The 20609-nt window shown below is 57.8% G+C and carries 26 protein-coding genes and 5 pseudogenes; 11 read left to right on the top strand and 20 right to left on the bottom strand.

The window, feature by feature from the left end; translation table 11 throughout:
• Nucleotides 1–9: 9 nt before the first annotated feature.
• Together B0B13_RS00680 and B0B13_RS00665 are read right to left on the bottom strand one after the other, a co-directional pair.
• On the bottom strand, nt 10–549 hold the full coding sequence (locus tag B0B13_RS00680; protein ID WP_076793806.1) for a hypothetical protein: 540 nt from the start codon (nt 547–549) through the stop codon (nt 10–12).
• Between the two features lie 729 nt (nt 550–1278).
• Entirely contained in the window at nt 1279–1920 is a 642-nt protein-coding gene (locus B0B13_RS00665) for a DNA methyltransferase (RefSeq protein ID WP_076793801.1), read from the bottom strand.
• A gap of 954 nt (nt 1921–2874) precedes the next feature.
• Here B0B13_RS00665 and B0B13_RS00655 point away from each other — a divergent pair.
• Both B0B13_RS00655 and B0B13_RS00650 read left to right on the top strand, forming a co-directional pair.
• Complete coding sequence (locus B0B13_RS00655) at nt 2875–3099, top strand: transcriptional regulator (RefSeq protein ID WP_076793800.1); 225 nt, start codon at nt 2875–2877, stop codon at nt 3097–3099.
• A 53-nt stretch (nt 3100–3152) separates the two neighbouring features.
• Nucleotides 3153–3590 carry a DUF29 domain-containing protein gene (locus tag B0B13_RS00650; RefSeq protein ID WP_076793798.1) on the top strand — a complete coding sequence of 146 codons (438 nt, stop codon included), beginning with the start codon at nt 3153–3155 and terminating at the stop codon, nt 3588–3590.
• A 678-nt stretch (nt 3591–4268) separates the two neighbouring features.
• On the opposite strand, the gene B0B13_RS00645 is transcribed toward B0B13_RS00650, so the two are convergent.
• Both B0B13_RS00645 and B0B13_RS00640 read right to left on the bottom strand, forming a co-directional pair.
• Nucleotides 4269–4697 (bottom strand): helix-turn-helix domain-containing protein, encoded by a 429-nt coding sequence (locus tag B0B13_RS00645; RefSeq protein ID WP_076793797.1) that lies wholly within the window; start codon nt 4695–4697, stop codon nt 4269–4271.
• Nucleotides 4698–4699: 2 nt separating this feature from the next.
• On the bottom strand, nt 4700–5002 hold the full coding sequence (locus B0B13_RS00640; protein WP_076793795.1) for a type II toxin-antitoxin system HigB family toxin: 303 nt from the start codon (nt 5000–5002) through the stop codon (nt 4700–4702).
• A 133-nt stretch (nt 5003–5135) separates the two neighbouring features.
• Between B0B13_RS00640 and B0B13_RS00635 the strand changes: the two are divergent.
• The 3 genes and pseudogenes from B0B13_RS00635 (at nt 5136) to B0B13_RS00625 (ending at nt 6888) form a co-directional block, all read left to right on the top strand.
• Nucleotides 5136–5974: pseudogene (locus tag B0B13_RS00635) on the top strand (tyrosine-type recombinase/integrase).
• Between the two features lie 264 nt (nt 5975–6238).
• The gene (locus B0B13_RS00630) at nt 6239–6562 is read left to right on the top strand and encodes a type II toxin-antitoxin system RelE/ParE family toxin (protein WP_076793793.1); all 324 of its coding nucleotides are present in this window, start codon (nt 6239–6241) and stop codon (nt 6560–6562) included.
• Entirely contained in the window at nt 6559–6888 is a 330-nt protein-coding gene (locus tag B0B13_RS00625) for an addiction module antidote protein (protein ID WP_076793792.1), read from the top strand. Before B0B13_RS00630 ends, B0B13_RS00625 begins: the two co-directional genes overlap by 4 nt.
• A gap of 185 nt (nt 6889–7073) precedes the next feature.
• On the opposite strand, the pseudogene B0B13_RS00620 reads toward B0B13_RS00625, so the two are convergent.
• Nucleotides 7074–7310: pseudogene (locus B0B13_RS00620) on the bottom strand (ATP-binding protein); the annotation flags it as partial.
• A gap of 23 nt (nt 7311–7333) precedes the next feature.
• A pseudogene (locus tag B0B13_RS16880) lies at nt 7334–8368 on the bottom strand (IS481 family transposase).
• Nucleotides 8369–8404: 36 nt separating this feature from the next.
• Between B0B13_RS16880 and B0B13_RS16875 the strand changes: the two are divergent.
• Nucleotides 8405–8671, top strand: a pseudogene (locus tag B0B13_RS16875) (IS110 family RNA-guided transposase); the annotation flags it as partial.
• Between the two features lie 323 nt (nt 8672–8994).
• Here B0B13_RS16875 and B0B13_RS00605 read toward each other — a convergent pair.
• The gene (locus tag B0B13_RS00605; RefSeq protein ID WP_076793789.1) at nt 8995–9933 is read right to left on the bottom strand and encodes an Rpn family recombination-promoting nuclease/putative transposase; all 939 of its coding nucleotides are present in this window, start codon (nt 9931–9933) and stop codon (nt 8995–8997) included.
• Between the two features lie 406 nt (nt 9934–10339).
• Here B0B13_RS00605 and B0B13_RS00600 point away from each other — a divergent pair, with 406 nt between their 5' ends.
• Nucleotides 10340–10495, top strand: coding sequence for a helix-turn-helix transcriptional regulator (locus B0B13_RS00600; protein WP_083703562.1), 156 nt, complete (start codon nt 10340–10342; stop codon nt 10493–10495).
• Between the two features lie 1080 nt (nt 10496–11575).
• Here the strand turns inward: B0B13_RS00600 and B0B13_RS00595 are convergent.
• A complete protein-coding gene (locus tag B0B13_RS00595) occupies nt 11576–12202 on the bottom strand; it encodes a hypothetical protein (protein WP_139337253.1) in 627 nt (208 codons plus the stop codon).
• An 81-nt stretch (nt 12203–12283) separates the two neighbouring features.
• Between B0B13_RS00595 and B0B13_RS00590 the strand changes: the two genes are divergently transcribed.
• Nucleotides 12284–12622 (top strand): helix-turn-helix domain-containing protein, encoded by a 339-nt coding sequence (locus B0B13_RS00590; protein WP_076793786.1) that lies wholly within the window; start codon nt 12284–12286, stop codon nt 12620–12622.
• Between the two features lie 45 nt (nt 12623–12667).
• Here the strand turns inward: B0B13_RS00590 and B0B13_RS18130 are convergent, their stop codons facing one another.
• The 3 genes from B0B13_RS18130 to B0B13_RS00580 all read right to left on the bottom strand — a co-directional run bounded on the left by B0B13_RS18130 (nt 12668) and on the right by B0B13_RS00580 (nt 13564).
• Nucleotides 12668–12808 carry a hypothetical protein gene (locus B0B13_RS18130; RefSeq protein WP_170872318.1) on the bottom strand — a complete coding sequence of 47 codons (141 nt, stop codon included), beginning with the start codon at nt 12806–12808 and terminating at the stop codon, nt 12668–12670.
• 151 nt (nt 12809–12959) lie between these two features.
• Entirely contained in the window at nt 12960–13229 is a 270-nt protein-coding gene (locus B0B13_RS00585; protein ID WP_076793784.1) for a hypothetical protein, read from the bottom strand.
• Between the two features lie 95 nt (nt 13230–13324).
• Nucleotides 13325–13564, bottom strand: a complete 240-nt coding sequence (locus tag B0B13_RS00580; RefSeq protein WP_237573884.1) for a hypothetical protein — start codon at nt 13562–13564, stop codon at nt 13325–13327.
• An 817-nt stretch (nt 13565–14381) separates the two neighbouring features.
• Here B0B13_RS00580 and B0B13_RS00575 point away from each other — a divergent pair.
• A complete protein-coding gene (locus tag B0B13_RS00575; RefSeq protein WP_237573882.1) occupies nt 14382–14606 on the top strand; it encodes a hypothetical protein in 225 nt (74 codons plus the stop codon).
• Between the two features lie 138 nt (nt 14607–14744).
• Here the strand turns inward: B0B13_RS00575 and B0B13_RS00570 are convergent, their stop codons facing one another.
• The 9 genes and pseudogenes from B0B13_RS00570 to relB all read right to left on the bottom strand — a co-directional run bounded on the left by B0B13_RS00570 (nt 14745) and on the right by relB (nt 19889).
• Entirely contained in the window at nt 14745–15035 is a 291-nt protein-coding gene (locus B0B13_RS00570) for a nucleotidyltransferase family protein (protein ID WP_076793940.1), read from the bottom strand.
• Between the two features lie 56 nt (nt 15036–15091).
• Nucleotides 15092–15226, bottom strand: coding sequence for a hypothetical protein (locus tag B0B13_RS18810; RefSeq protein ID WP_255785456.1), 135 nt, complete (start codon nt 15224–15226; stop codon nt 15092–15094).
• Nucleotides 15227–15378: 152 nt separating this feature from the next.
• Nucleotides 15379–15594, bottom strand: coding sequence for a type II toxin-antitoxin system RelE family toxin (locus B0B13_RS00565; RefSeq protein WP_076793938.1), 216 nt, complete (start codon nt 15592–15594; stop codon nt 15379–15381).
• Nucleotides 15595–16435: 841 nt separating this feature from the next.
• Nucleotides 16436–16849 carry a hypothetical protein gene (locus tag B0B13_RS00560; protein WP_139337251.1) on the bottom strand — a complete coding sequence of 138 codons (414 nt, stop codon included), beginning with the start codon at nt 16847–16849 and terminating at the stop codon, nt 16436–16438.
• Between the two features lie 262 nt (nt 16850–17111).
• A pseudogene (locus tag B0B13_RS00555) lies at nt 17112–17584 on the bottom strand (GNAT family N-acetyltransferase).
• A gap of 14 nt (nt 17585–17598) precedes the next feature.
• A complete protein-coding gene (locus B0B13_RS00550) occupies nt 17599–17862 on the bottom strand; it encodes a type II toxin-antitoxin system TacA family antitoxin (RefSeq protein WP_076793779.1) in 264 nt (87 codons plus the stop codon).
• A gap of 433 nt (nt 17863–18295) precedes the next feature.
• Nucleotides 18296–18442 (bottom strand): Mu transposase domain-containing protein, encoded by a 147-nt coding sequence (locus B0B13_RS18805; RefSeq protein ID WP_237573881.1) that lies wholly within the window; start codon nt 18440–18442, stop codon nt 18296–18298.
• Nucleotides 18443–18616: 174 nt separating this feature from the next.
• A complete protein-coding gene (gene istA, locus B0B13_RS18800; RefSeq protein ID WP_237573880.1) occupies nt 18617–19351 on the bottom strand; it encodes an IS21 family transposase in 735 nt (244 codons plus the stop codon).
• A 310-nt stretch (nt 19352–19661) separates the two neighbouring features.
• Nucleotides 19662–19889: a type II toxin-antitoxin system RelB family antitoxin gene (relB, locus tag B0B13_RS19880; RefSeq protein WP_076793778.1), complete on the bottom strand. Its 228-nt coding sequence runs from the start codon at nt 19887–19889 to the stop codon at nt 19662–19664.
• 83 nt (nt 19890–19972) lie between these two features.
• Between relB and B0B13_RS00530 the strand changes: the two genes are divergently transcribed.
• Nucleotides 19973–20344, top strand: a complete 372-nt coding sequence (locus B0B13_RS00530; RefSeq protein ID WP_338910086.1) for a nucleotidyltransferase family protein — start codon at nt 19973–19975, stop codon at nt 20342–20344.
• 41 nt (nt 20345–20385) lie between these two features.
• Nucleotides 20386–20562 carry a HepT-like ribonuclease domain-containing protein gene (locus tag B0B13_RS17400; RefSeq protein ID WP_139337250.1) on the top strand — a complete coding sequence of 59 codons (177 nt, stop codon included), beginning with the start codon at nt 20386–20388 and terminating at the stop codon, nt 20560–20562.
• Nucleotides 20563–20609 lie beyond the last annotated feature (47 nt).

Genomic DNA, 20609 nt, shown 5'->3' with positions numbered 1-20609 from the left:
TGTACTTTGTTACAGGTGTCTACCGCACGGGCAGCAGTCCGGATCGATTCCGGTTAAAGGACAGCCGCCGCATTCCTCGATTTCGTTTTGCATTTCCTCGCGCTCCGCCGGTGTCGCATAGCCCATGGCTGCTGCAACCTCGAGGGCAAGTGCTTGATAGGGTGCCTCCACGGTCTCGAGAAAGTTGTCCACTTCCGCCGAAAACCGCATCACAAACAACTCATACGACAGGCCACAGCGTCGGCCTACCCGCTTATCTATCGCTGCAATCTCGGCCTCGATGCCCTCACGCGTGCGCCGCTTTTGCCGCTGATCACGCGCCGACTCGACGGCCCCCATAAACGCGGCGCGAAGCTGCGGTACGTCTGCGAGAAGTGCCGGACATTGCACATCCTCGTCCTTTCTGGCTGCCACCGCTGCGCTGCGCTCAGCATAGTTGAGCGCCAAGAACAACTGATCTTGAGCTGCCTGCTCGTCACCTGCGACGACACTTATCCGGTGCAGTGCCCATTGGACACGTGCGTCGAGTGCATTTGAGTAAATCGTCATTTGCGGATCTCCTTACAGGGGCATCGGGGACCAAGTGCCGCGCGCGTGGTGATACAGCGTTATGCACTTTAGCTGGCCATCGATCAGGGTTTCAAGACGCACAGCGCGCACGTCATCCTCCACGCGACGCCGGCGATACAACACGCGGATATCTGCGTTCAAGTCGCAACCCAGAAAAAAAGCTGCGTTACGGTGAAGAAGGCTCGGTTTCATGTATGCCTCGCTTGGTTTAAAGGGTTCAGGCTGACCGGGACCCTAGATTCCGAGTCCCCACGTAGGGGTTGTGCCGGTGCTGTCTGCGCTTGGGCAGAACTGCTGCCGCCAGTCCCCTGAGTTCGTCGTCCCGCGACATAAGGAGCGTCACGCCGGGAGCGTGCAAGCGTGCGCTTCGCCAGTCGCGGCACCCGTTCGGTGCTCGCCCTACGGGCTGCGCTCCGCATGCGGCTTTGCGCCTGCCCTTGCACGCTCCCGGCGTGACGCTACGGTCGCGTATGGGACGGCAAACTCAGGGGACTGGCGGAATGCGCAAACGTCAGGCAGCACCGGCACGCCGCGCGGCGAGCGCCCATTTGCGGCGAAGCCGCAACAAGCCAACGCGCCGCTTGCGGCGCAACGCGAAGCGCCTGGTGTGCGGGGTGCCCCCAATGCACACACGTCTTTCTCGATCGCGCGACGCATCCCCTCGCCGGCACCGCCAGTGCCGGCCTTCGACTGGCGCCCCCCTGCCGATTAATCTGCCACCTGCTTGAACGCAAGCAACCGCGCTTTTGCCACGGCGAAATAGCGTGCGTCCAGCTCGATCCCGATATAGTGCCGACCCAGCTCGCGCGCAGCTACGCACGTCGAGCCCGATCCCGCGAAAGGATCGAGAACCGTATCGCCTGGTTTCGTAAAAGCCTGGATCAACGTGCGCAGGCTCGATACGGGTTTCTCGCTCGGATGATGTCGATTCCCGCTGTACGGGAACGGCACAACATCTGCGATCGGCTGCGCCGGCACGGGCGGCCGTCCCTTCGCGAGCACATAGGCCGATTCATGCTGGTATCTGACCAGTCCGGCCTTGGACGAGTAGGACTTGGCAAACACAATGTGCCCGGCGATTCGAAATCCCGCCGCTCTCCACGCGCAGAAAAATCGATCTACCTTGCTCCAGCCGTAGAAACTGATACAAACCGCATCGCGCTTCAGCACTCGAAACATTTCCGCAAATGCTGGCGCGAGCCATTCGTCGTTGCTGTCATTGGCGATCGTGCGCCCGCCGCGATCGCGGTAGTTGACGAGATATGGCGGATCAGTGACGACGCAATCAACCGACTCAGAGGCAAGTTTGGGCATGGCGACAAGGCAATCGCCGTGGTAAAGATAGCTCACGGTCTGCTCCTTAGCGTTCGAGAAAGGGGCAGCCGCAAAGGCGTGGCTCGCGTTCCGTACTGCCCGGAGCAAACGCGCGCCTGCCGCAGCATGACGGGCAAGCGACGTGGAATACCGCAGGCCGCAGCGCGGCCGAGGATATGCCGCGAAAGCGCTTGAAGAAGCCAGTCACCGTGCGACCTTGGGCGCGCACGGTGACTGGCTTCGATCCGTCAGGATCGCGGCGGGCGACCGTGGGCTCCGGGTTGAAAGGTCATCGCATGACATGCCCACCCACGAGCGAAGACAAAACACGCGCGCCAGGAGTACCGGCCTGCGTCGGTTTCGTCTGTCGCATGCGAAAGACGCACGATGCGGCCGGCAGGCCAAGCAAGCGCAGCGCCGGCACGACGCGAAGGCGCCAGGGATGGATGCCCGAAGGGACGAGACTCGCTGCGCGAGGCTTGACGCGCAGCGCGACAGCCCGGCCCGCAGCGCAGGGAGACGCCTATAGAAGAATCGAGCGCTCTGCTGGTTTTTCTGATGAACTCCGATGGCGCACGTCCTCAGTTTGCGTTTTGGATGCGCCGCAGCCATACTTGCTCGTCACGCAGACAGAGTGTTGTGCATTACGGGAGATGGCAAATCTTGTGGTAAGGGATTTGCATGACGCACTCGTCCACAGTTAGAAAGAGCGTGCGACCGCGTACGGTCGAAGCGCCAAGGCGGAACCTCGCGAAATGCTCGCGAAGGCATTGCGCAGAGCGCAACGCAAGAGCTTTGCGAAAGTGCTCATAGCGATGCCGAATGGGGTTCGGCGGCGCCGATCCCGTGCGCGTTCTAACGGTCGTCACGCAAAACGTTGACGACTTCGCGGGAACCGGGACGCGCGTCTTGAACCCTTTAAATAACGAAGAATGGCAACGCAAGTAAGATCCAGTAAACCTTTGCCTCGGTTGTTCGCAGGTTGATTTGATGGCAGGAGATAAGACCAAGGTGCAAACGCAGCAAGAATTTCTGCGAGAGGCGATGCAGTCACTCGGGCTCACGCGTTGTGCTTTTGCCGCACGAATCAGCGTGCCCGAAAAGACGTTGAACAAATGGCTGGCTCCCGTCGATACTGGCGACTATCGAAACATGCCGGACGTCGTTTGGGCCTATGTCCGCGAAATCCTCGTGTGGGATAAAAAAGGGGGTTGATCTACCCCCATTGGGGGCATATCATAGTCCTACGTTTTCAGTGGAGTGCGTTCATGGGAACGAGATACGAACAGGACGTGGTGGCGTGGGCAGGCGAGCAAGCTGCACTGCTGCGTGCTGGCAAGTTGTCAGCCATCGACGTTGAGCATATCGCCGAGGAGATCGAGGACGTGGGCAAGAGCGAGCAACGTGAACTGGCGAGCCGCCTGTCGGTTCTCCTCGCGCATCTGTTGAAGTGGCAGTTTCAGCCGTCACGTCGCAGCAAGAGCTGGCAGTTCACGATCCGCACGCAACGCAAGGAAGTGGCCTACGTACTCAACGAAGCGCCGAGCCTGCGCGGCAAGTTCAGCGATGCGGCGTGGCTCGATATCGTGTGGTCAAAGGCCCGTAGTCTCGCGAGCAACGAAACGGGGCTTGACCTTGATGTATTTCCCGAAGCATTGCCGTGGTCTATTGATGACGTGCTTGCGCAAGAATTTCATCCCGAATAACTGAAGCGATCGCGGGCGAACAGCAAGGCTTGGTGGTTAAAACATCACAAAAAAAGAGGGGACACGACTATGACGATGAACGACGACACGCCACGAATCGGAGGAATTCCGTCGAAAGACGGTGCCTATTGATACTAAAAGTGCGGCGAGGTGCTGCCCAGTTTGGTCCTGATCGGAACCCGAAACGGCGAGCGGGTTATCAAGGAAGGCTCCGCGATGCAGCGGTATTAGTATCCGGGTGAGTGCTTTGTTGGTCCGATCGAGCCGCCATTTGCGACACCTGATGATCTAGCTTGCCGTCCGCCCGGAGAGTATGGCGCAGCGCTGTGCATGCAGGAGGCGTCGGGCGCCGCGGTGAGTGAGTAACGATAGGAAAAAGAAGGACAATATTCGTCCGTGGATCTGATGGGTAATTTGCCGTATCGTGCGCTCTTGAAGATCTACGCGACGCATCGTACGCGTAGAGCGACTACAGCAGTCTCGAAGACACGCTGCTGGACAGCGACAATCATCTTGGCCGGCGCATTGACTCAGGTTTTTTGCTACCGGGCGGAGCCTGTTGCCTCATGTAATTGGTTACCCGTCAGCATGCTGGCGGGGACGACTGATGACGAGGCGGCTCAGCATGAGAACACGACATTCTGCTTGACGCTATCCAGCCTCCCGACGTTGATCGTTTTAGCGTGGGATAAACAAGGCAGGGCTTACATCGAAAAACTTGCCCAACTTGCCCGCTAGCGTCGCACTGATTTTTCGCTTACCGGCCAGAATTGCGGAAAGATTGCTTTGGGGCACCACCTCCGACAGATCTTCCTGTTTAAGCCGGCGCACGCCCATCAAAAATTTTAACGCGTCTTTAGGTTCGGCCGCCTCAATTGGATAGCGCACCTGCTCATATCTCGAAACCAGATCACTGACAAGATCAAGTAAACCAGATAGAGGATGCTCTTCATCGTCTCCTGCAACGTCCAGCAGCGCATTCATCAACGCGACCATATGATCATAGTCCGCATCGCTGTGGATAGGGTGCAGGTGCGCCATCGCATCGAAAGTTTGCCACGATGCCTGGATCGCTTGAATGTTGAAGTGCGTATGCGTGCCTTGCATGATTACACCTTGCCTTTGCGGTAGAGCTTGGTCCAGTCGCCATATTCCCGATGCGTCGTAACTTTCTGAACGAACACCTTTTTGAATCTGTATCGAACAATGACTACCACGCGATAGTTGTTCCCGCCGACATCAAAGACGACATAAGGCGGTACGTAGTCGGCTGAGTTAAAAAGCGCCCGGACATGGTTGAAATCTTTAAACTCAGCATGCTCCACCACTGAGTGCCATTGCCGTAACACCTGTTCTGCCTCCGGATGTTTTTGCCAGAAATCGCGGAGCATCTTGAGAGAAACGATGTGCATGAGTGAATCATATCGTTTTGATATAATTTGTCAAGACATCGGCTATAATGCCGTGTCGCCTAAACAAACGTCGTGTTTCGTTTAACCCCACCCTGGGAGCGTCCCACCCGCGTCCGTCACCCCATTCACTGCCGTGCAACCGGTCGAGACGCTCGTGTTGCCCGAACACCTCGACGGGCGCGACGGCACCCATCGCGGCACGCCCGAGAGCGCGCAGCTCGCCGCGCACCACGACCTGGACGCCGTGCGCGCCTGGCTATCCAATTACGCCGACACGAAAACTACGTTCGAGGCCTATCGCAAGGAGGCCGAGCGGCTCATGCTGTGGGCCGTCGTGCAACGGGGCAAGCCGCTGTCGTCGCTCACGCACGAGGACCTACAACAATTCAACGCGTTCCTGGCCGACCCGCAGCCCGCAAACCGCTGGGTGTCGGCCACTGGAGGCAAATATGCTCGCAGCGATGCCCGCTGGCGGCCTTTTAACGGGCCGCTGTCCGCAGCGAGCCAGCGGCAAGCGCGGGTGATCCTCAATGGCTTGTTCACCTGGCTGGTGGACGCCGGCTACCTGCGCGGCAACCCGATGGCGCTACTGCGCCAGCGCGCCAAGCGCTCGGCGCCGCGCATCACGCGCTACTTATCCGTTTTGCTGTGGGACGAGGTTAAACACTTTGTCGCGCAGCTGCCTCAGGAAACGGCCGCGCAGCGCGCGGGCCCGCCTTTGCCGATCGGGCTGACGAACTGGTGCGTGCGTCGGCGCATTGGCTACGGCATACGGCCGGCTCGCATCAGGCCGACGCCGGCCTCGATTTGCGCACGGTGCGCGACAACCTCGGGCATGTGTCGCTGACCACGACAAGCTTGTATCTGCATGAGGAAGAGGACACGCGCCACCGCCAGACGGTGCGCGGCCATCGGATGAACTGGGGCGACACGGACCCGGTCGAGCCCCCTGCTCGGGAGCCACAGCACTAATTGTCCGAATCTAGCGTGCAGCCGTGCCTCAATGTATTCACGCCCGCACCCCCATTCTTTAAATGGACAGTAGTCTAGCGCGCCTGCCCTACAGCCCATTGCCCAGCCAACCGAGTGACGCGATAACGTGACCTCCTACGCCAGCCCCGAACCGGTACCTGCACCATGACGGCGACTGACACCACCGTGAGAATGAAACACGGTTCCGATGACAGGCGCACACTTAATCTATTGCTATCAGTAACTTTTAAGTTACAATAAACAATGATTGAACTGCTGCGATACCGACAAGAAAACGGACGCGAGCCCCTGACAGAATGGCTTAATGGGCTACGCGACCGCGTTGCACAGGCGCGCGTGCGGCTTCGACTGCGCCAAGTGCAAGCAGGCAACTTCGGGGACTGTGAGCCGGTTGGAGAAGGCGTGCTGGAATTGCGTGTACACGTCGGTCCCGGTTACCGGGTCTATTGTGGGCGGCATGGCAATGCGCTCGTGATCCTGCTGTGCGGCGGCGATAAGCGTTCGCAAACGGCAGATATCCGGCGTGCGAAGGAATACTGGATTGACTGGAAGCGGAGGCAAGCGTGACGAAGGCAAAAGCAACCGTGTCACATCACGAGCGGGAAATCGCGGAGCTGCGCGCCGATCGTGATCTGGCCATTGAATACTTGAAAGCGGCGATGGAATCACTCGATAATCCGAAAGACCGTGCCGGCGCTCTACTAGCGCTGCGCACGGTCGCGGAAGCCTATGGCGGATTAGCATGGGTTGCGGTCGAGGCAGGAATCACGCGCGAGGCGCTTTATCGCGCGCTTTCACCGAAAGGCAATCCCACCTTGAAAACCTTGCTGGCCGTACTGAAGGCGGTCGGCATGCGCCTGTCAGTGGAGCCAGGAGGTCACGCGCACGCGTAACCGTCAGCGCTTTAGCTCAGCAGTTCTGGGTTCGCGCGCTCCAAACCCCTCTTTCAGCGCATACTGCCCACGCAACGTGCCCCCGTGTACGGATTTCGGTGATGGTGATCAGCCGTTTCGGCGAACGTGATCAGTTTGGAGGGTGGTGTTGCGCGGTCAATGGATTATAACGAAGGTGATCATGATCAAGATGCGCAGGATTGTTTGGCGTTGGTCTTTCGCATCGATTCGCCCTTCAATGGCAGCTTGTGGGCCTGATGGACGAGCCGATCGAGGATCGCGTCGGCAAGCGTCGGGTCCTGCAACCATGCGTGCCAGTGTTCCAGTGGTAGTTGGCTGGTAAGGATCGTGGAGCGGGTGCCAACGCGATCGTCGCGTACTTCAAGCAGATCATTTCGGGCAGCCTGATCGAGATTCTGCAGCTGTGCGATTCACAGACATCGTTTCACATTTTAGAGGGCCGTTTTCGTGGCGTGTTGGAACTTGCCTCTGCTATCGGCGTCACGAGTTCCAACACGCTCCGGCGATGTTTAGCAAGGGTCTTGTCGAGCCGCCATTCGCGGTGTTGAACGCGCTCTTTCAGTTCGTCGTAGGCACCAACTACCTCTTCCGAGAGGGGTGTCAGTTCGCCCAGTTCTGCTATGCGATCGACGGGCGTTTTGCCACCGAGTGATCCGTGCGGGCGGCGCCAGTTATAGTCGAGGTGCCACTGTTCAATTTGCTCTTCGATCGTGCATTCGGTCAGGCCATGACGGGGCCAGAATTCGTTCAAGTCAGTGAGTTGCGAACGCTCGACCTTGCCATTGAGGTGTGGCGAGCGTGGTGGGATCGGTCGGAATTGGATGCACTCGCTCATCAGGCACCGCTGCACTGACTCGGCGAAGAACTCGCTGCCCCGATCCATCTAGATACGTTGAATCGGAAACGGCATTTCCTCGATGACGCGATCAAGAAAAAGCAACGTATTACGTGCATTTCTGCGCGAATAGACGGCTAGTACACGCAAGCGAGAACACTCGTCGACGGCGGTGTACTGATAGACGCCCCGTGCGATCTTCATCGTGTCCATCTGGACGCAATCGCCCGGAACTGGACGGCTATAACGTTTGGGCTGCGCTGCTCGCCTGGGTCGAATCAATGGCTTCACACGCGCCTGGCACAAGGTCTTGTGAAGGGTCGCGAGGGATAGTTCTCTTGGCTCATGCAATCACAGCTCATTCTGGATCCGCCGCGCGCCTTTGTGCTCGGCACGCAGTCGGAGGATCGTTGCTCGATCGCTCTCAGAAACCTTCTGGTTTGGACTTCGGTGTGGACGGCGGCTTTGGGATTGGAGACCGGCTTCGCCGGCTTACTGATAGCGGCGTAGCCATTTGCGAAGTGTCGGTCGAGAGATGCCACACCGCGCACACACGAGGCCGGCAACGCCGGCCTCGTGATACATGTGCACCCAACGTAATCGCGCGGCGATCTCTCGGTCCATCGTCTCATTTTAGTTGAAACGATGTCTGTGAATCGCACACGTCATGAGACTTTTGCGTGGGAGCGGCCGGCGTTCACCGCGCGCAGGATGCACTCACTCGAACTGCAGGCCAGCATGCCTGCACGCCGCGGCGCTCCGAAAGGCCGGGCAGCGGCCTACAACCTGAAGAACGTGCGTGACCAGGAGCGGGCGATGGTCGAGCAGGCCGAGCGGGCGTATCAGCGCCTGTTCTGCCGCTAGAAACAGACACGACCCGGCAATAAACCCGCCTCAACGCAATGGCCGCCAAGGCAAACCCCATGAAGTCAAAGCAATATCGACCTTCAGGCTTGTCATCCGTCGTGTAGATGAGTCGACGCATGCACGCGGTCAGCGAGGTGCTCGGCGTGGCGCTGATCACCGCCGAGCGCCTCAAAAAGGCATGGCGGAAGTGGGCGCGAGAAAAATCGGCCATCCGGATTTGACCGTGGGCAACCAGACGACAGCTAACGAAACCCGGCTTGGCTCTGGCCAGGCCAAATTCGCGCCTTCCATAGGATGTTCTGTACGTCACCGCAGCCAAGCGCGCGCTTGTGTGGTCAATCAAGCAAAACTGACCCTATGCTGCTAAGCCCTGTATTGACTTATTAGTGACAGATCTGCTTCATATCGGCTTCGGACAAGTCCGTCATACGCTTGACCGTTTCGCGCTCCAAGCCGCTTGCCAGCAGCGTACGCGCAATCTTTAACGCGGCTTCCTTGTGCCCTTCTTCGCGCCCTTCTTCGCGCCCCAACATCCGGCCGCGCTCCAGACCTTTTTGCTCGCCTTTTTGCTCGAGCTTTTGTGCAATCGTCATCAAAACCTCCTCGTGTTGCGGTGAACGGATCGCCAACTCTCGCATAAATCGCTCCGGATCCGTCGTGTCGCCCCACTGCAGCATATAATGCACCAGCGACACCAATTGCTCGTGCGTAGTGTACCCCGCGGTCAACAGAGTTGCCAGTTGCTCCACTAGAGTCGCCAAATCACGTTGCCGGATATGCTTTTGCAGCAACTCCAGCATCGCCATGCGCCGATGCGTGAGAATTTCATCATCCGGAATCACCGTGACATCCACTAACGGAAAGCCTCCCGCATACAGCTGCGACGCCAACTCAGGCGCCTCGAAGCTGTCCAACCACCGCATTGAGTACGGATACGGACTGACTTGCCCGTGATAAAACAGCATCGGAATCACCAGCGGCAACTGGTCATGTCCGGCTTCTAGATGGCGCTGCATGGCGGCTATCGCGTAACGCATGAGTCGAAACGCCATGTGACGTTCCGGCCGGCTTTGATGCTCAATCAGCGCATAGACATACCCCTCGCCCTGCCGGGTCTGCAGCGACCACAGTACATCCGAATAGTAAGCGCGCAGATCTTCTTCCACAAAGCTGCCCGACTCCAGACGCAATGTGTTCAGGTCGCACTGCGCCAACCATGGCGTGGGCAAATGCAGGCTTAAAAAATCCCGCGCAGTGTCCGGATGCGTGAGAAACTGCTTAAAGAGCGCATCGTGCGGCATCATCGTCGATGAACGTTTCATGGCGAGCATGGATCATGAAGTCCGCCTACTTTACCATCGCCCGCGCGTGGCGCCCTCACGGCGGCCCTGCGTCGCAACGATAGACGCTGGCTTCTCGACCCGCTCTTCGGTGCGCATTCTCTTTGTCCTTGCGCGCGTCGAAGGGTTGAGGGAAACAGTCAGCCGACGGTGCCATCGAGCCCGCCACCTTCCGGTGTCCCCTCGAGAGCGCATGACGGTTTAATCTTTTTCTTCACTTGCGTCACGGTATGTATTGGCAAATTGGATCGTTAACGGGAAAAAAAGCCACTCACTCCCTATGGCACCGTGCGCACCAAGAAGGGCGGCTATCAGGGCCTTGAAAATCTCTTATGTAAGGTATACTTTACATGCATGCGCCGCCCAGTGAGCGGCCGGGAGGTTCGCCATGCAATTTTACGAGATAGGATGGGCTGTGGCGAAACGGCGGACAAAACTCGATCTCACTCAGGCGCAACTAGCGAGGCTGGCCGGCTTGTCGCGGTTCACCGTCAATCAGCTTGAGACGGGCATGTGTCGCGCAGCAGCTATACGCGCGTCCTAACCCATGCATAAACGAGCTCTATGCAACCCACAGAAATGGTCCCAATTAGTGCGTGCCTCTAACCCCGTCGGCTCGGGAGCGCACCGAACGCTAACTGAGCAGCTACCAGTTTCGACGCGCACCCGGTTGGCGATAGGGCGGGCGCAGCAAATGTCGGCCTAACAAGATAGCCAGAGCAGTGCAGGAGCGCGAACGGGGCTAACAACGACACACCGGCAGCTGTTTCACCGACCACGAGAACTGCTTCGTCCTGCTGCACTGTCGGTCGCATCGTATTCATCGCTTATGCCTTCCCGTTCAGATAGGCAAAAGCGTCGCCCTCATGACATCTCAGGATCACAGCCGATTAACCCTGCGTGTTTGCCGATGGCATAGTCGATTAAACACGATGTCGGACAAAAGCGTGCTTGCTGCCCATGCAAGATCTCGTGGCTGCGTTAGCGGCTTGGTCTGGCTCGACATCAAGAACCAGCATGACGTTCAGGGTGATCATAGTGTTAGCCTCCCGCACCGCATATCAGCCGCTTAACCTTTTCCATCGCCTTCGTTTTCGCTTTAGTCGAATTCATCGTTTTCCTTACGTTTCTTAAACTGACCGAGCCCCTAGATTTGGAGTCCCGGCGTTAAGTGTTCTGCCGAGTTGATGGGCTGCGCTTGGCGGCTGCCGCCGTTCCCCTGAATTCATCGTCCCGCAACGAAAAGAGTGAAGACTGGCGCCGCGTCAAGGAATCAAGCGTGGGGTGGTGCGGGATTGAGCACAGCAACTGACGCGGCCCCACGCGGCTTGGTGCGGCGCGGGCCCGAGCTACAGTCGCGAAAAATGGACGGCGAACCAGGGGGCAGTAAGTGTCGACAGCAAGTAGCTCACGCGCGAGGCGGAACACCGCGCGGCGAGCGCTTTCTCGCGCAGCAAGCGGCAGCGCCGCGCAGCGACATGCTTCGATGTCGAAACGCAGGGCGACAGCAAAGGGCGCGAGTCCCAAGGGCTAGCGTCGAGGGAAGTCGGTGGGCGGCATCGAGCCGCCTCAACCGCCACGCGCTCCTTCCCCGGACTGAAGGCAGCTTGCCGCGCACCGGGGATCAAACGCCATACCCATCTCGCAGCGCGACACGCAATACCCGTCGCACCGCCCGTGCGAGGCGGATTGCGGTATGGCGGGAAAGCCCCTGCGCGATAGCACAATAGAGCCCGTCGGCCTCGACCACAATGCGCCACTTTGCCAAGTGCCTGCGGTCGGCAAGCCGCCACGGCAAGGCCTGCGGCTCACTGGATGCCGCGCGCCGCGACAGCAGCACAACGCAGCGCCCGCTTGGTGAGACCAAGCAGACGCGACCAATCCGGTGCATCGCGATATAGGTTGGCTCCGACTCCAACCCATACCAAACGATACCTGCTGCGCTGATGCTGAACCGGCTTTCGCTCAGGACCGGTCCCAACCAGCGCAGCAAACATCCGACGATCAACACCTCGCACAGCAACGCTGCAATGCCGAGGTCAAAACGTATGAGGAAGGCGGTGACGGTGGTACCCGCGGCGGCTAGCCCTATTCCCACACTTTTGCGTTCAGAAAGGAAGGCCGGCGGCACGACGAAACGCGCGTGCGCCTGATCCACTGAAATGGCGTAAAAGTCGCGGCCAGCCACGACGTCTCCTAAGTTACCGATATGTCGCTCGGCTAGCACGGTGAAAATTACCCCTTCAGCCATCTCCATCCGATCGACGACTTTACGTCACATTCTACGAATTACGTAGAGAGACGGCAAGTTAAATTCTACGAAAATTGTAGAATGAAACGAAAGGAACCCGCTACGGTCTTGGGCCGACGCTTGCGCAAAGCGAGGCAACGAGCCAACGTACCTCAAGACGAGCTGGGTGTTCAAATCGGGCTGGATGAGGGGACGGCCAGTGCACGCATGAGCCGCTATGAAACGGGCATCCATGCGCCACCGTTTGGTATTGTGGTGAAGTTGGCTCAAGCGTTACAGCTTCCCACCGCGTACTTTTACTGCGAGGAAGACGAACTCGCGGACCTGATAGCGAGTTGGACCCTGCTGACGCACGCTGAACGCGAGCATATTCAGTCGATGATCGAGACGATGCTTGCTGCTAAACGTGACAGGGTATGATGGTTGGCGATTGGTGCAGCATGGCGCGCGGGGCTGGACGAAACGTCAATCGTTTGCCCATACACAGTCGTGTCCACTGTACATGGACTCGCCCCTCACCTTGATGACTTGGTCATGTAACACGCTTAGCACCGCAACCCAGCGCGGCAGCACCAACGTATCCGAGGTATTCAAGCGAGCTTGCATGAAAACTCTCGTTCACACGATGGCACTAGAACCCGCGTTGTGTGAACCCTTATGGCTAAGCTAAGGTGGCGCATCGGCCAGCGCCCCAATGGTAGAAGCCGACGCGCACTCACGTATTTCCAGCGCCTGTCAACGCTGGCGGTCGCTTGATTTACTGCGCCTTGATTTCAAGACTGAGCACTTCAGGATAGGCAACCGTGCGTTTGTGTTCTATACTCGCTTGGCGCGATAATTCCCCTGATAGCAGGATTAGCAAAAACACAATGATTAGACATCCTATCAAAATGGTAAGAATGAAGTAATCAAACTGCGACTCGTCCCGTTGACGGTCCGACCGGTACAGCAGCCAACCAACGGCGATACTGATGCCGATAGGAAAAAGATAAGCGAAAAACATAATATCAATAATATAGGACTTCATAATATTATCCTTATAATAGCTTTCGGATGAATGGGTCACGTACTGTTCCCGTTTGCCGCCAGAGGGCGCGATCAGCGCCCTCTGGCGTGTTAAGGTCACGGGTTTTGCACGTACGTCACCCAGCCCTGTTCGGTTTGGCCGCGATCGCGGGCAGGCGCGCTGTGTGTTAAGGAGCGCCGACGCGCGAGCATCGACATGCCAGCCTCACCGTCCCATTGAGCGCTCAGCACGTAGCCGAGGCGGTGCACGATATCAATGAATATTTGCGCGTTGATGTCCGCCTCCCACAGGGTGCGCAGATATTCGCAGCGCACTTCTCCTGACGCGCGAGGCAAGTCGAACGAAATATCAAGCTGGCCATGACTAAAAAATTGCCATGTCGATCTCCTTTTTGGACACAGCGAGCCCACTCGCGCCATATCGGCACGAGGCAAAACGAAAAAGTAGGAAAGTGTTTAAGCCGCTAGGCGGGTTGCTCGAACAACGGCGTGACGCGTTCGAGCACAGGAGATGACAGCGGCAAGTTCAATGGCCCTTGCCCAGCTTTGGCGCGCATGAGTGCAGCCATGTTGCTGAAGGACGGTGCACAGAACACACACAAACGGGAGAAAGGGAAAAGCATCGCCCGGGAAAAATGCAGACGCCGATATTCGGGCGGACAACCGCCAAGAGATGGGATATTCATGTCTGGTGCCTTGAGTACGGTTTATACTCGCCACCTCCTTTCCACGGGAGGGTGGCGAACCGAACGAGGGTGGAAAACCGGACTCAAGGAAACCGGCCCAGCCGAAGCTGGCCCCGCCCGGCTCGCCATAGACGTGCCAGACGTTACGCAAAAAAAAGCCGCGAATCATAAGATGGCGCGGCTTCTATGCGCCTTGAGTTACCGGATTTCCACACCCGACCGCTGCTGTTTTCAGCGGCAATTGCAGTATAGGATATTCTCTCGACAGGCGGCAACTGAAAATTCAAACTTCCGTTTCCACTCGCCTACTACTGCGGCAGCAGCTGCACTGAGCAGCGGTAATCATTCAGTCCGGCGCATTGGCTCAGGGTTTTTGCTACCGAGCTAGGTCCGTTGTCTCAAGTATTTTGCTATCTGGCAGACGGCTGGCGGGGGCGACTGATGACGAGGCGGCTCAGCATGAGAGCATGACGAGATTCATTGAGGCAGTTGACGATCGGTACCGCGGTTCTGAGCGGAACGAAACGCGGCAGATTCTCGAGGAATTCATTGAATTGACGGGCTATCACCGCAAGCACGCGATCCGAGTGCTGCGCCGAGAGCCGCAGCCGCCGAAGGTGAAGCCAGGCCCGCAGCGACGCTATGACGATCAAATGCGGGCCGCGCTGATCTTGCTATGGGAGGCTTGGTGACCAGATCTGCGGCAAGCGACTGAAGGCGCTCATCCCGACACGGGTCGAGGCGATGACATGGCATGGTCACCTGTCGCTATTCGCTGGATCGCTTCCATGATGTGTTCGAGGTACGCGGACAGGTGCTATTTGTCTTTCTCATACGGGCACTGCCTGAGCCAGAACATCATCTTTGAATTTGATCGAAATAGCGTTCGGTGTCAGAACATCCACCGGCACCCCAAGCAGAGCTTGCAGCTTGTACTGAATTGCGCCGATATCGAGCAGCGATGTATCCGGCGTGGGATCGACAAGGATGTCCAGATCGCTGTCAACCTCGTCTTCGCCACGAGCAACGGAGCCAAATACACGAGGGTTCGTTGCCCGATTAGCGATGACGAGCCTGCGAATCTCCTCGCGATGCCGACCTAATGCTTCGGATGGTTTCACTGGCTTCTCCCAAGCTACGATCATGAAACTAGTCTAGCCTAGTTGCTGGATGACCTTTAGAGAACGGCCGTCACGGTGGAGTTGTACAGCGAAGGTGCGGCGCGCCGCTCAGACGCCCAGTTGTCCAACATCTCGTCGAGCGTGGAGGGCAAAGGCGTCAACCCGTCGCGGGGCAATCCGAGTCTTTTCATCGTGGCCATGGGGTCTTGGGCGTCTGCGGCGCTGCAGCAGCTACCGGCCCGGTTTGTTAACGTTTGCATATGTACGCTCACCTCAGGTTGCGCGTCCTTCCAGGGGTTCAGGAGAGGGACGCCGTTTGGCTTCCTTGGCCCTCTCGAATTTGCTAACGGTAAACCTCGCGTCGGTTACCGATCTGCACTACAAGAACGCATAAAGCGCTATTTTGAATCTTACAAATTACACGGTAATCGCCCACCCGGTAACGCCAAAAGCTACCGAGTGGGCCAGTCAGTATTTTACCGATACTTCGAGGGTCTTCTAGACTGGCTGCCGGCGGTTGATCTGTCGATCGGGCACGCTGCAGCTGAAGCAAAATCACACTGAAGTAGTCGGTCTGCGTGGCACCTCTTGCCAGTGCGTATATGACTGGCTGCCGGCGGTTGATCTGTCGATCGGGCACGCTGCAGCTGAAGCAAAATCACACTGAAGTAGTCGGTCTGCGTGGCACCTCTTGCCAGTGCGTATATTCCGGGAATCCGGGTGTGATGTACTTGCTTCCCAAAATCGTCAGGAAACCTTCAACGCTCCACGCAAGCACGTCGCGCGCGGGCCCTGTAATACGGCGGAGATTCACGTCAAATCAGATAACTGGCGCTCCAGCACGCGACGGGTCTCAGTCCGTGGTTTCTTTCGGCACCCTCACGGCGTCGAAGGAAGCGGCCAGCAGCTCGTCAGGCGAGTCAGGCAACGAACGCGCTCTTCTTTGAGGGGCGGCCAGGCCGCCCCTGCCTCCCCTATACCTTGCCGGTGCATTCTGCCACACCAGGCAGTGGATCGTGTTTGGCGCAGCACGGGCAGCGGCTGATGCCGTAGATGGAGTTGGAAACGAAGCTCCAGCCTGCCGCTTCTGCTGCCTTGCGGATGCAGTCTTCGGGGCCGCAGAACCGCCCCTCAGCGAGGAATTTATTCAGCTTGATTTCTATGAGTTTTTCGCTCGCGTTTTTCCTGAGATTGCCGTGATCGCACGGTCGTAGGCTGTCGAATCAGGGCATCAGGTGGACGGTGCAGCAGCCCCCGCGCGGAGCGGATCAGGATCGCGGGCGCTTAGCGCACCGTCAATGTCCCGGTTGCGTCTTTCGCACGCGGAAGTCAATCGGCGCTAGAAAATGCCGACAAATCCTGTTTTGCGTGTATGCTTCTCGACACCGAGTACAACTCGGTCAGCGCTTTCTTCGGAGACTTCGGCCTTTTCCCAGGAATAGGATCGCCCGCCCGAAGAAAGTCGTACTGAGCACGGACACGTTCTGCGCCAGTTTCGATCTCACGCCATTCATGACATTCTTTAGCTGCCCTTTGGCTTCTTTCAGGTGACGTTCGATAACACATGCGCTTTGATACCACTTGCCGATGTTGACCTTCGACCATACGCCGCTTCCCAAACCAAGCACCGGGACGATGGCACATGACAGTGCCATCCGTGACACTGCGGCATCGGACAGGGTCTCATAAATTAGCATTACTGTAAGTAATAGACTCAGGCCATCCCAATCTGTCGGAGCCGGGGCATCAACCATCCCCTGATAGCGACTTCCTAGAATACTCACCGGCAAGCCGTCCTTGTTTGCGTCATCCACGACCGCCGCCAGTTGCTTGCACAGTGGCGCGCCAAGCCTCACCTATGCGCCGGCGACAACCCGCAACGCCATGACCGGCAGGCCGCCAAAGAAAACCAAAAGCGCAACGATAGGCGCGCCCCGGCCCCAAAACCTCAAGAACGACGCATGACCCTCGGTAATTGTTTTGGAAATGTCATGGCCTAACACGGACTTTCGCATGCAAAAGTCGGGGAATCTGTCCCATAGAAGCAACCTTCGCGTGCGCGCGAGTCGTTCGATTCTAGCGAAAGCTGGCCAATGGATAGAACAGTGTCCGCGGCCGATCCTGGAACGAGATGAACCCATAGCGCCGATAGAACTCCGCCGCGTGATCGTCCTTGGCATCAACGAGCATTACGGCCGCGGAATCTCTGCCATCGCTGCGCGCCGCAAAGCGTTGACCAGCAAGGCTTCGCCCAACCCGGCACCGCGAAACCCCACGTCAACGGCCAAGCGCCCCATGCGAACCGCCGGAATAGATGGATATCGCGGCAGCTTACGCGCAACGTCAAGCGGAAGGTCAGAGAGTGCAGCACTGGCCGCCGCCAGGGTGTAGTACCCAGCTACTTGACCGGCATCGTCAACCGCGACGAAGCACGCCGCGATGCGGCGACGAATGTCCTGCTTAACTTGCTCATGAAAATAGCGATCAAGCGCGGTGGTGCCGAACTCGAACCGCTTTCGGTCGTGCTCGTTAGCAAGCGGAACAATCAGAAACGGCGCTTAACTCATTCGTGATGCACCAACTCATCGTGGCACGCCATTGCCCGCTTGAGCACATCATTGGGCTCAGGCGGAGAAAGAAGTGCGTCGACAAAGCGCTGTTGATCTACCCTCGAAAGTCGGATTATCTCCGCCTCTTCGATAGCGCGTTGCGCCGCGTCTCGCGCGACCGAAATCACAAAATCGCTCATCGAGCGATTTTGGATACCTGCCGCCCGCTTAATCATCGCGTGAAGCTCAGGCTCCATCCGCGCTTCGAATCTAGCCATGATTTAATATCTCCTTACGTAATTGTACGGCAAATTGCCTAGCATAAAAAATCATGTACGGCAATTTTCCGGGTTATCATCGACGAAGTTTCGCACGCGAAAGTGTCGCGCAGCAGCTATCTATACGCGTGTCCTGATCCATACATAAACGAGCCCTATGCAGCCCACAGAAATGGTTCTAATTAGCGCGTACCTGCAATCCTGCCGGCTCGGGAGCGCACCGAAGCGCCGGCCCAAGTGCTGCAAACCAAGGCATGCGCGGTAACCTTGTTCGGGGTGTGGACGATTCTGCATCTGCCAATGCATCACGACGGCACACGACGAGCCGGTACTCTTGCCCAGGCCATGAGCTTGGTCGGAGTCCACTGCCGGTGAGCGCGGTGCGAGGCCGGCATGTGATCGGAATCGGTGGTGAACCCGCCCCTGGCGACGCTCAACAAGTGGATGGCCCGCGCGTGGCGCCGATGCGCAACTGCACGGTGGAGCGCACCAGCCGATGTGGAACGCTGTAATAGTGGCCGTCGAGCTCAACGTGGTAGTCCACATTCACGCGCGCGCTCTTGAAGCGCACGATGACCATGCGGTTGGATGCCAGGGGCTGCAGAGCCGGTTAATCTAAACGCTCGAAGGCCTCACGCCTGTTGCCAGGCGGCTTCTTGAAGGGACGGCAGTTCAGCTCGTGCCGCAGCTCAGCGATTGCCGTGTTCAGTTCGGCCAAGCTAAAGAAGCGGCGATTGCGCAGGCGCGCCAGGATTCAGCGCTCAACCACGAGTACCGTGTTCTCGACCTTCGGTTTGTCCCTCGGGTGAGCAGGCCGAGCTGGCAGTACCGCCACGTGGTAATGGCCGCAGAACTCCTTTACCAGCCGCCCCAGGCCGGGCTCGTAGCGGTCGGGCTGAGCGATCAGGGCGCGCGGCTGGTCTGGCACGATCAGCCTGGGCGTGCCGCCGAAGAACTCCAGCGCGGCAATGAGCGGACGGATCCAGTCCGCCGCCGTTTGTCGCTCAGTGGCACAAGCATAGGTGTAGTTCGATGCCCCCAATAGCGCAACGAAGACCTGTGCAGCGCGGATCTGGCCAGTGACCGCGTCGATGATGGGCACGCTCTGGCCAGCGTAGTCGGCAAACAGCTTGTCGCCGGCGATGTGGGTCTGACGCATTAAGCGCTTCAGGCACGACGCCCACTTGTGGTACGTGACGCAGAAACTTGTATACTTGTACGCCTGCGCGTTGGCCTGGGCGTATTCCTCCCAGAGCAGTTGCAAGGTGACGCCCGGGCGCTTGAGCTCTTGATGGAGGTAGGCAAAGTCAGGCTCCAAGTGCCGAGCCGAGCGGGGCACCGCCGGCTGGTACAGCCTCGCTTCGAGGCTCACGTCATCCAGCCCCTGTACTTCGGCCCAATCAATGCTGGCAACGCGTGCTAGCACGACGATCTTGCCCACTGTCAATTTGGGCACGCCCAAGGCTCGGCCAATCTGGCCGTAGCTCAAACCTGCCTCCAAGTGCAGGCGGAGAACGTTTCATATCTGGCGCATCGTGATCCTGGATGTCGGCATGAGTTGATCCGCAAAAAAGCGATCAGCATATGCCTTGGTCAGATCACTCGCGCTCCCCCTTGGCCGTCCACGATCAGCGTGAAACACTGTCTACGATGGCCTGAAATATGCAGGCTAGTCAATACTTTCCCGATACTTCGGGGGGTTTTCTAGGCTGGCAATACGCTTGTCCATGAAGTCAACGATGCGTCGTGCGACTGGTTTATCGAGCTTACGTAGCTGCCCTTTGGCTGTCTCAGTGTAGTCAATCGTCCAGGCCAAGGTCTCTCCTTACGTCAGCGGCGGAATGCACTTTCTCCTGGCCTTTGCGAGCACGTTCCAACACGTCAGCAGCAAGATAATAGTCCTCCATCTCTGCAATGCCACGATTGATGATTTCACGTAGGTAATACGCCTTCGTTCGCCCAGTATGAGACGCTAGATAGTCAAGTCGTTGCTCGGTTTCAAGAGTAAGACGAACTGAGGTAGACATGTCAAGGACCTCTAAGTAAACACATGTATTTACTGTATCACAACAAACGAAATTACATTAAGGGAACCCGGATTAGGTCAGAATTGACGCCTTCCCTGCTTAAAGTCTGGGGTTCCTACGGCACACCCTGGCATCGAGCCGCTGTATGTCACTTCGGTGGACGGCTGCTGTTGGAGCATTACGTCGGCATCGCGCAGAGATTCGCAGGGTCGTCGTCGCTAATCGGACAACGAATCCTCGCTCGTGTATTTGGCTCTGCTGCTCGTAGCGAAGACAAGGACAGCAGCGATCTGAACATTTTTGTCGATCCGACGCCGGATACTTCGCTGCTCGATATCGGCGCAATTCAGTACAAGCTGCAAGCTCTGCTTGGGGTGCCAGTGGATGCTCTGACGCCAAAGACTATTTCGATCAAATTCAGAGATGATGTTCTGGTCCTGGCAGTGTCCGTATGAGTAAGGACGAATAGCGCCTGTCCGCATACCTCGAACACATCATGGAAGTGATCGAGCGAACTGAGCGCGATTCGGAGAACATGGACAAAACCGTATTCGAAGCAACGGAAAGGGTGCAGGGGGCGATAGTTCGTAATATCGAGATCGTGGGTGAGGCCAGCCACAACCTCCGCAAGCATCATTTCGAGTTTGTAGAAAGGCTTGCTGATCTGCCGTGAGGCAATGCGTGCGAAATGTAAAATACCTTAACGTACGGCTGCTATCG

The sequence above is a fragment of the Burkholderia sp. b14 genome, assembly GCF_900156195.1.
In the GTDB taxonomy this organism is placed as follows: domain Bacteria; phylum Pseudomonadota; class Gammaproteobacteria; order Burkholderiales; family Burkholderiaceae; genus Mycetohabitans.
This window is presented reverse-complemented; position numbering and strand designations above follow the sequence as displayed.

Coding starts and splice junctions, on each gene's coding strand:
- B0B13_RS00680 (WP_076793806.1), bottom strand. CDS start 549: ATGACGATTTACTCAAATGCACTCGACGCACGTGTCCAATGGGCACTG.
- B0B13_RS00655 (WP_076793800.1), top strand. CDS start 2,875: ATGGCAGGAGATAAGACCAAGGTGCAAACGCAGCAAGAATTTCTGCGA.
- B0B13_RS00650 (WP_076793798.1), top strand. CDS start 3,153: ATGGGAACGAGATACGAACAGGACGTGGTGGCGTGGGCAGGCGAGCAA.
- B0B13_RS00645 (WP_076793797.1), bottom strand. CDS start 4,697: ATGCAAGGCACGCATACGCACTTCAACATTCAAGCGATCCAGGCATCG.
- B0B13_RS00640 (WP_076793795.1), bottom strand. CDS start 5,002: ATGCACATCGTTTCTCTCAAGATGCTCCGCGATTTCTGGCAAAAACAT.
- B0B13_RS00630 (WP_076793793.1), top strand. CDS start 6,239: ATGATTGAACTGCTGCGATACCGACAAGAAAACGGACGCGAGCCCCTG.
- B0B13_RS00605 (WP_076793789.1), bottom strand. CDS start 9,933: ATGAAACGTTCATCGACGATGATGCCGCACGATGCGCTCTTTAAGCAG.
- B0B13_RS00600 (WP_083703562.1), top strand. CDS start 10,340: ATGCAATTTTACGAGATAGGATGGGCTGTGGCGAAACGGCGGACAAAA.
- B0B13_RS00595 (WP_139337253.1), bottom strand. CDS start 12,202: ATGGCTGAAGGGGTAATTTTCACCGTGCTAGCCGAGCGACATATCGGT.
- B0B13_RS00590 (WP_076793786.1), top strand. CDS start 12,284: ATGAAACGAAAGGAACCCGCTACGGTCTTGGGCCGACGCTTGCGCAAA.
- B0B13_RS18130 (WP_170872318.1), bottom strand. CDS start 12,808: ATGCAAGCTCGCTTGAATACCTCGGATACGTTGGTGCTGCCGCGCTGG.
- B0B13_RS00585 (WP_076793784.1), bottom strand. CDS start 13,229: ATGAAGTCCTATATTATTGATATTATGTTTTTCGCTTATCTTTTTCCT.
- B0B13_RS00575 (WP_237573882.1), top strand. CDS start 14,382: ATGACGAGATTCATTGAGGCAGTTGACGATCGGTACCGCGGTTCTGAG.
- B0B13_RS18810 (WP_255785456.1), bottom strand. CDS start 15,226: ATGAAAAGACTCGGATTGCCCCGCGACGGGTTGACGCCTTTGCCCTCC.
- B0B13_RS00550 (WP_076793779.1), bottom strand. CDS start 17,862: ATGGCTAGATTCGAAGCGCGGATGGAGCCTGAGCTTCACGCGATGATT.
- B0B13_RS18805 (WP_237573881.1), bottom strand. CDS start 18,442: ATGGTCATCGTGCGCTTCAAGAGCGCGCGCGTGAATGTGGACTACCAC.
- relB (WP_076793778.1), bottom strand. CDS start 19,889: ATGTCTACCTCAGTTCGTCTTACTCTTGAAACCGAGCAACGACTTGAC.
- B0B13_RS17400 (WP_139337250.1), top strand. CDS start 20,386: ATGGAAGTGATCGAGCGAACTGAGCGCGATTCGGAGAACATGGACAAA.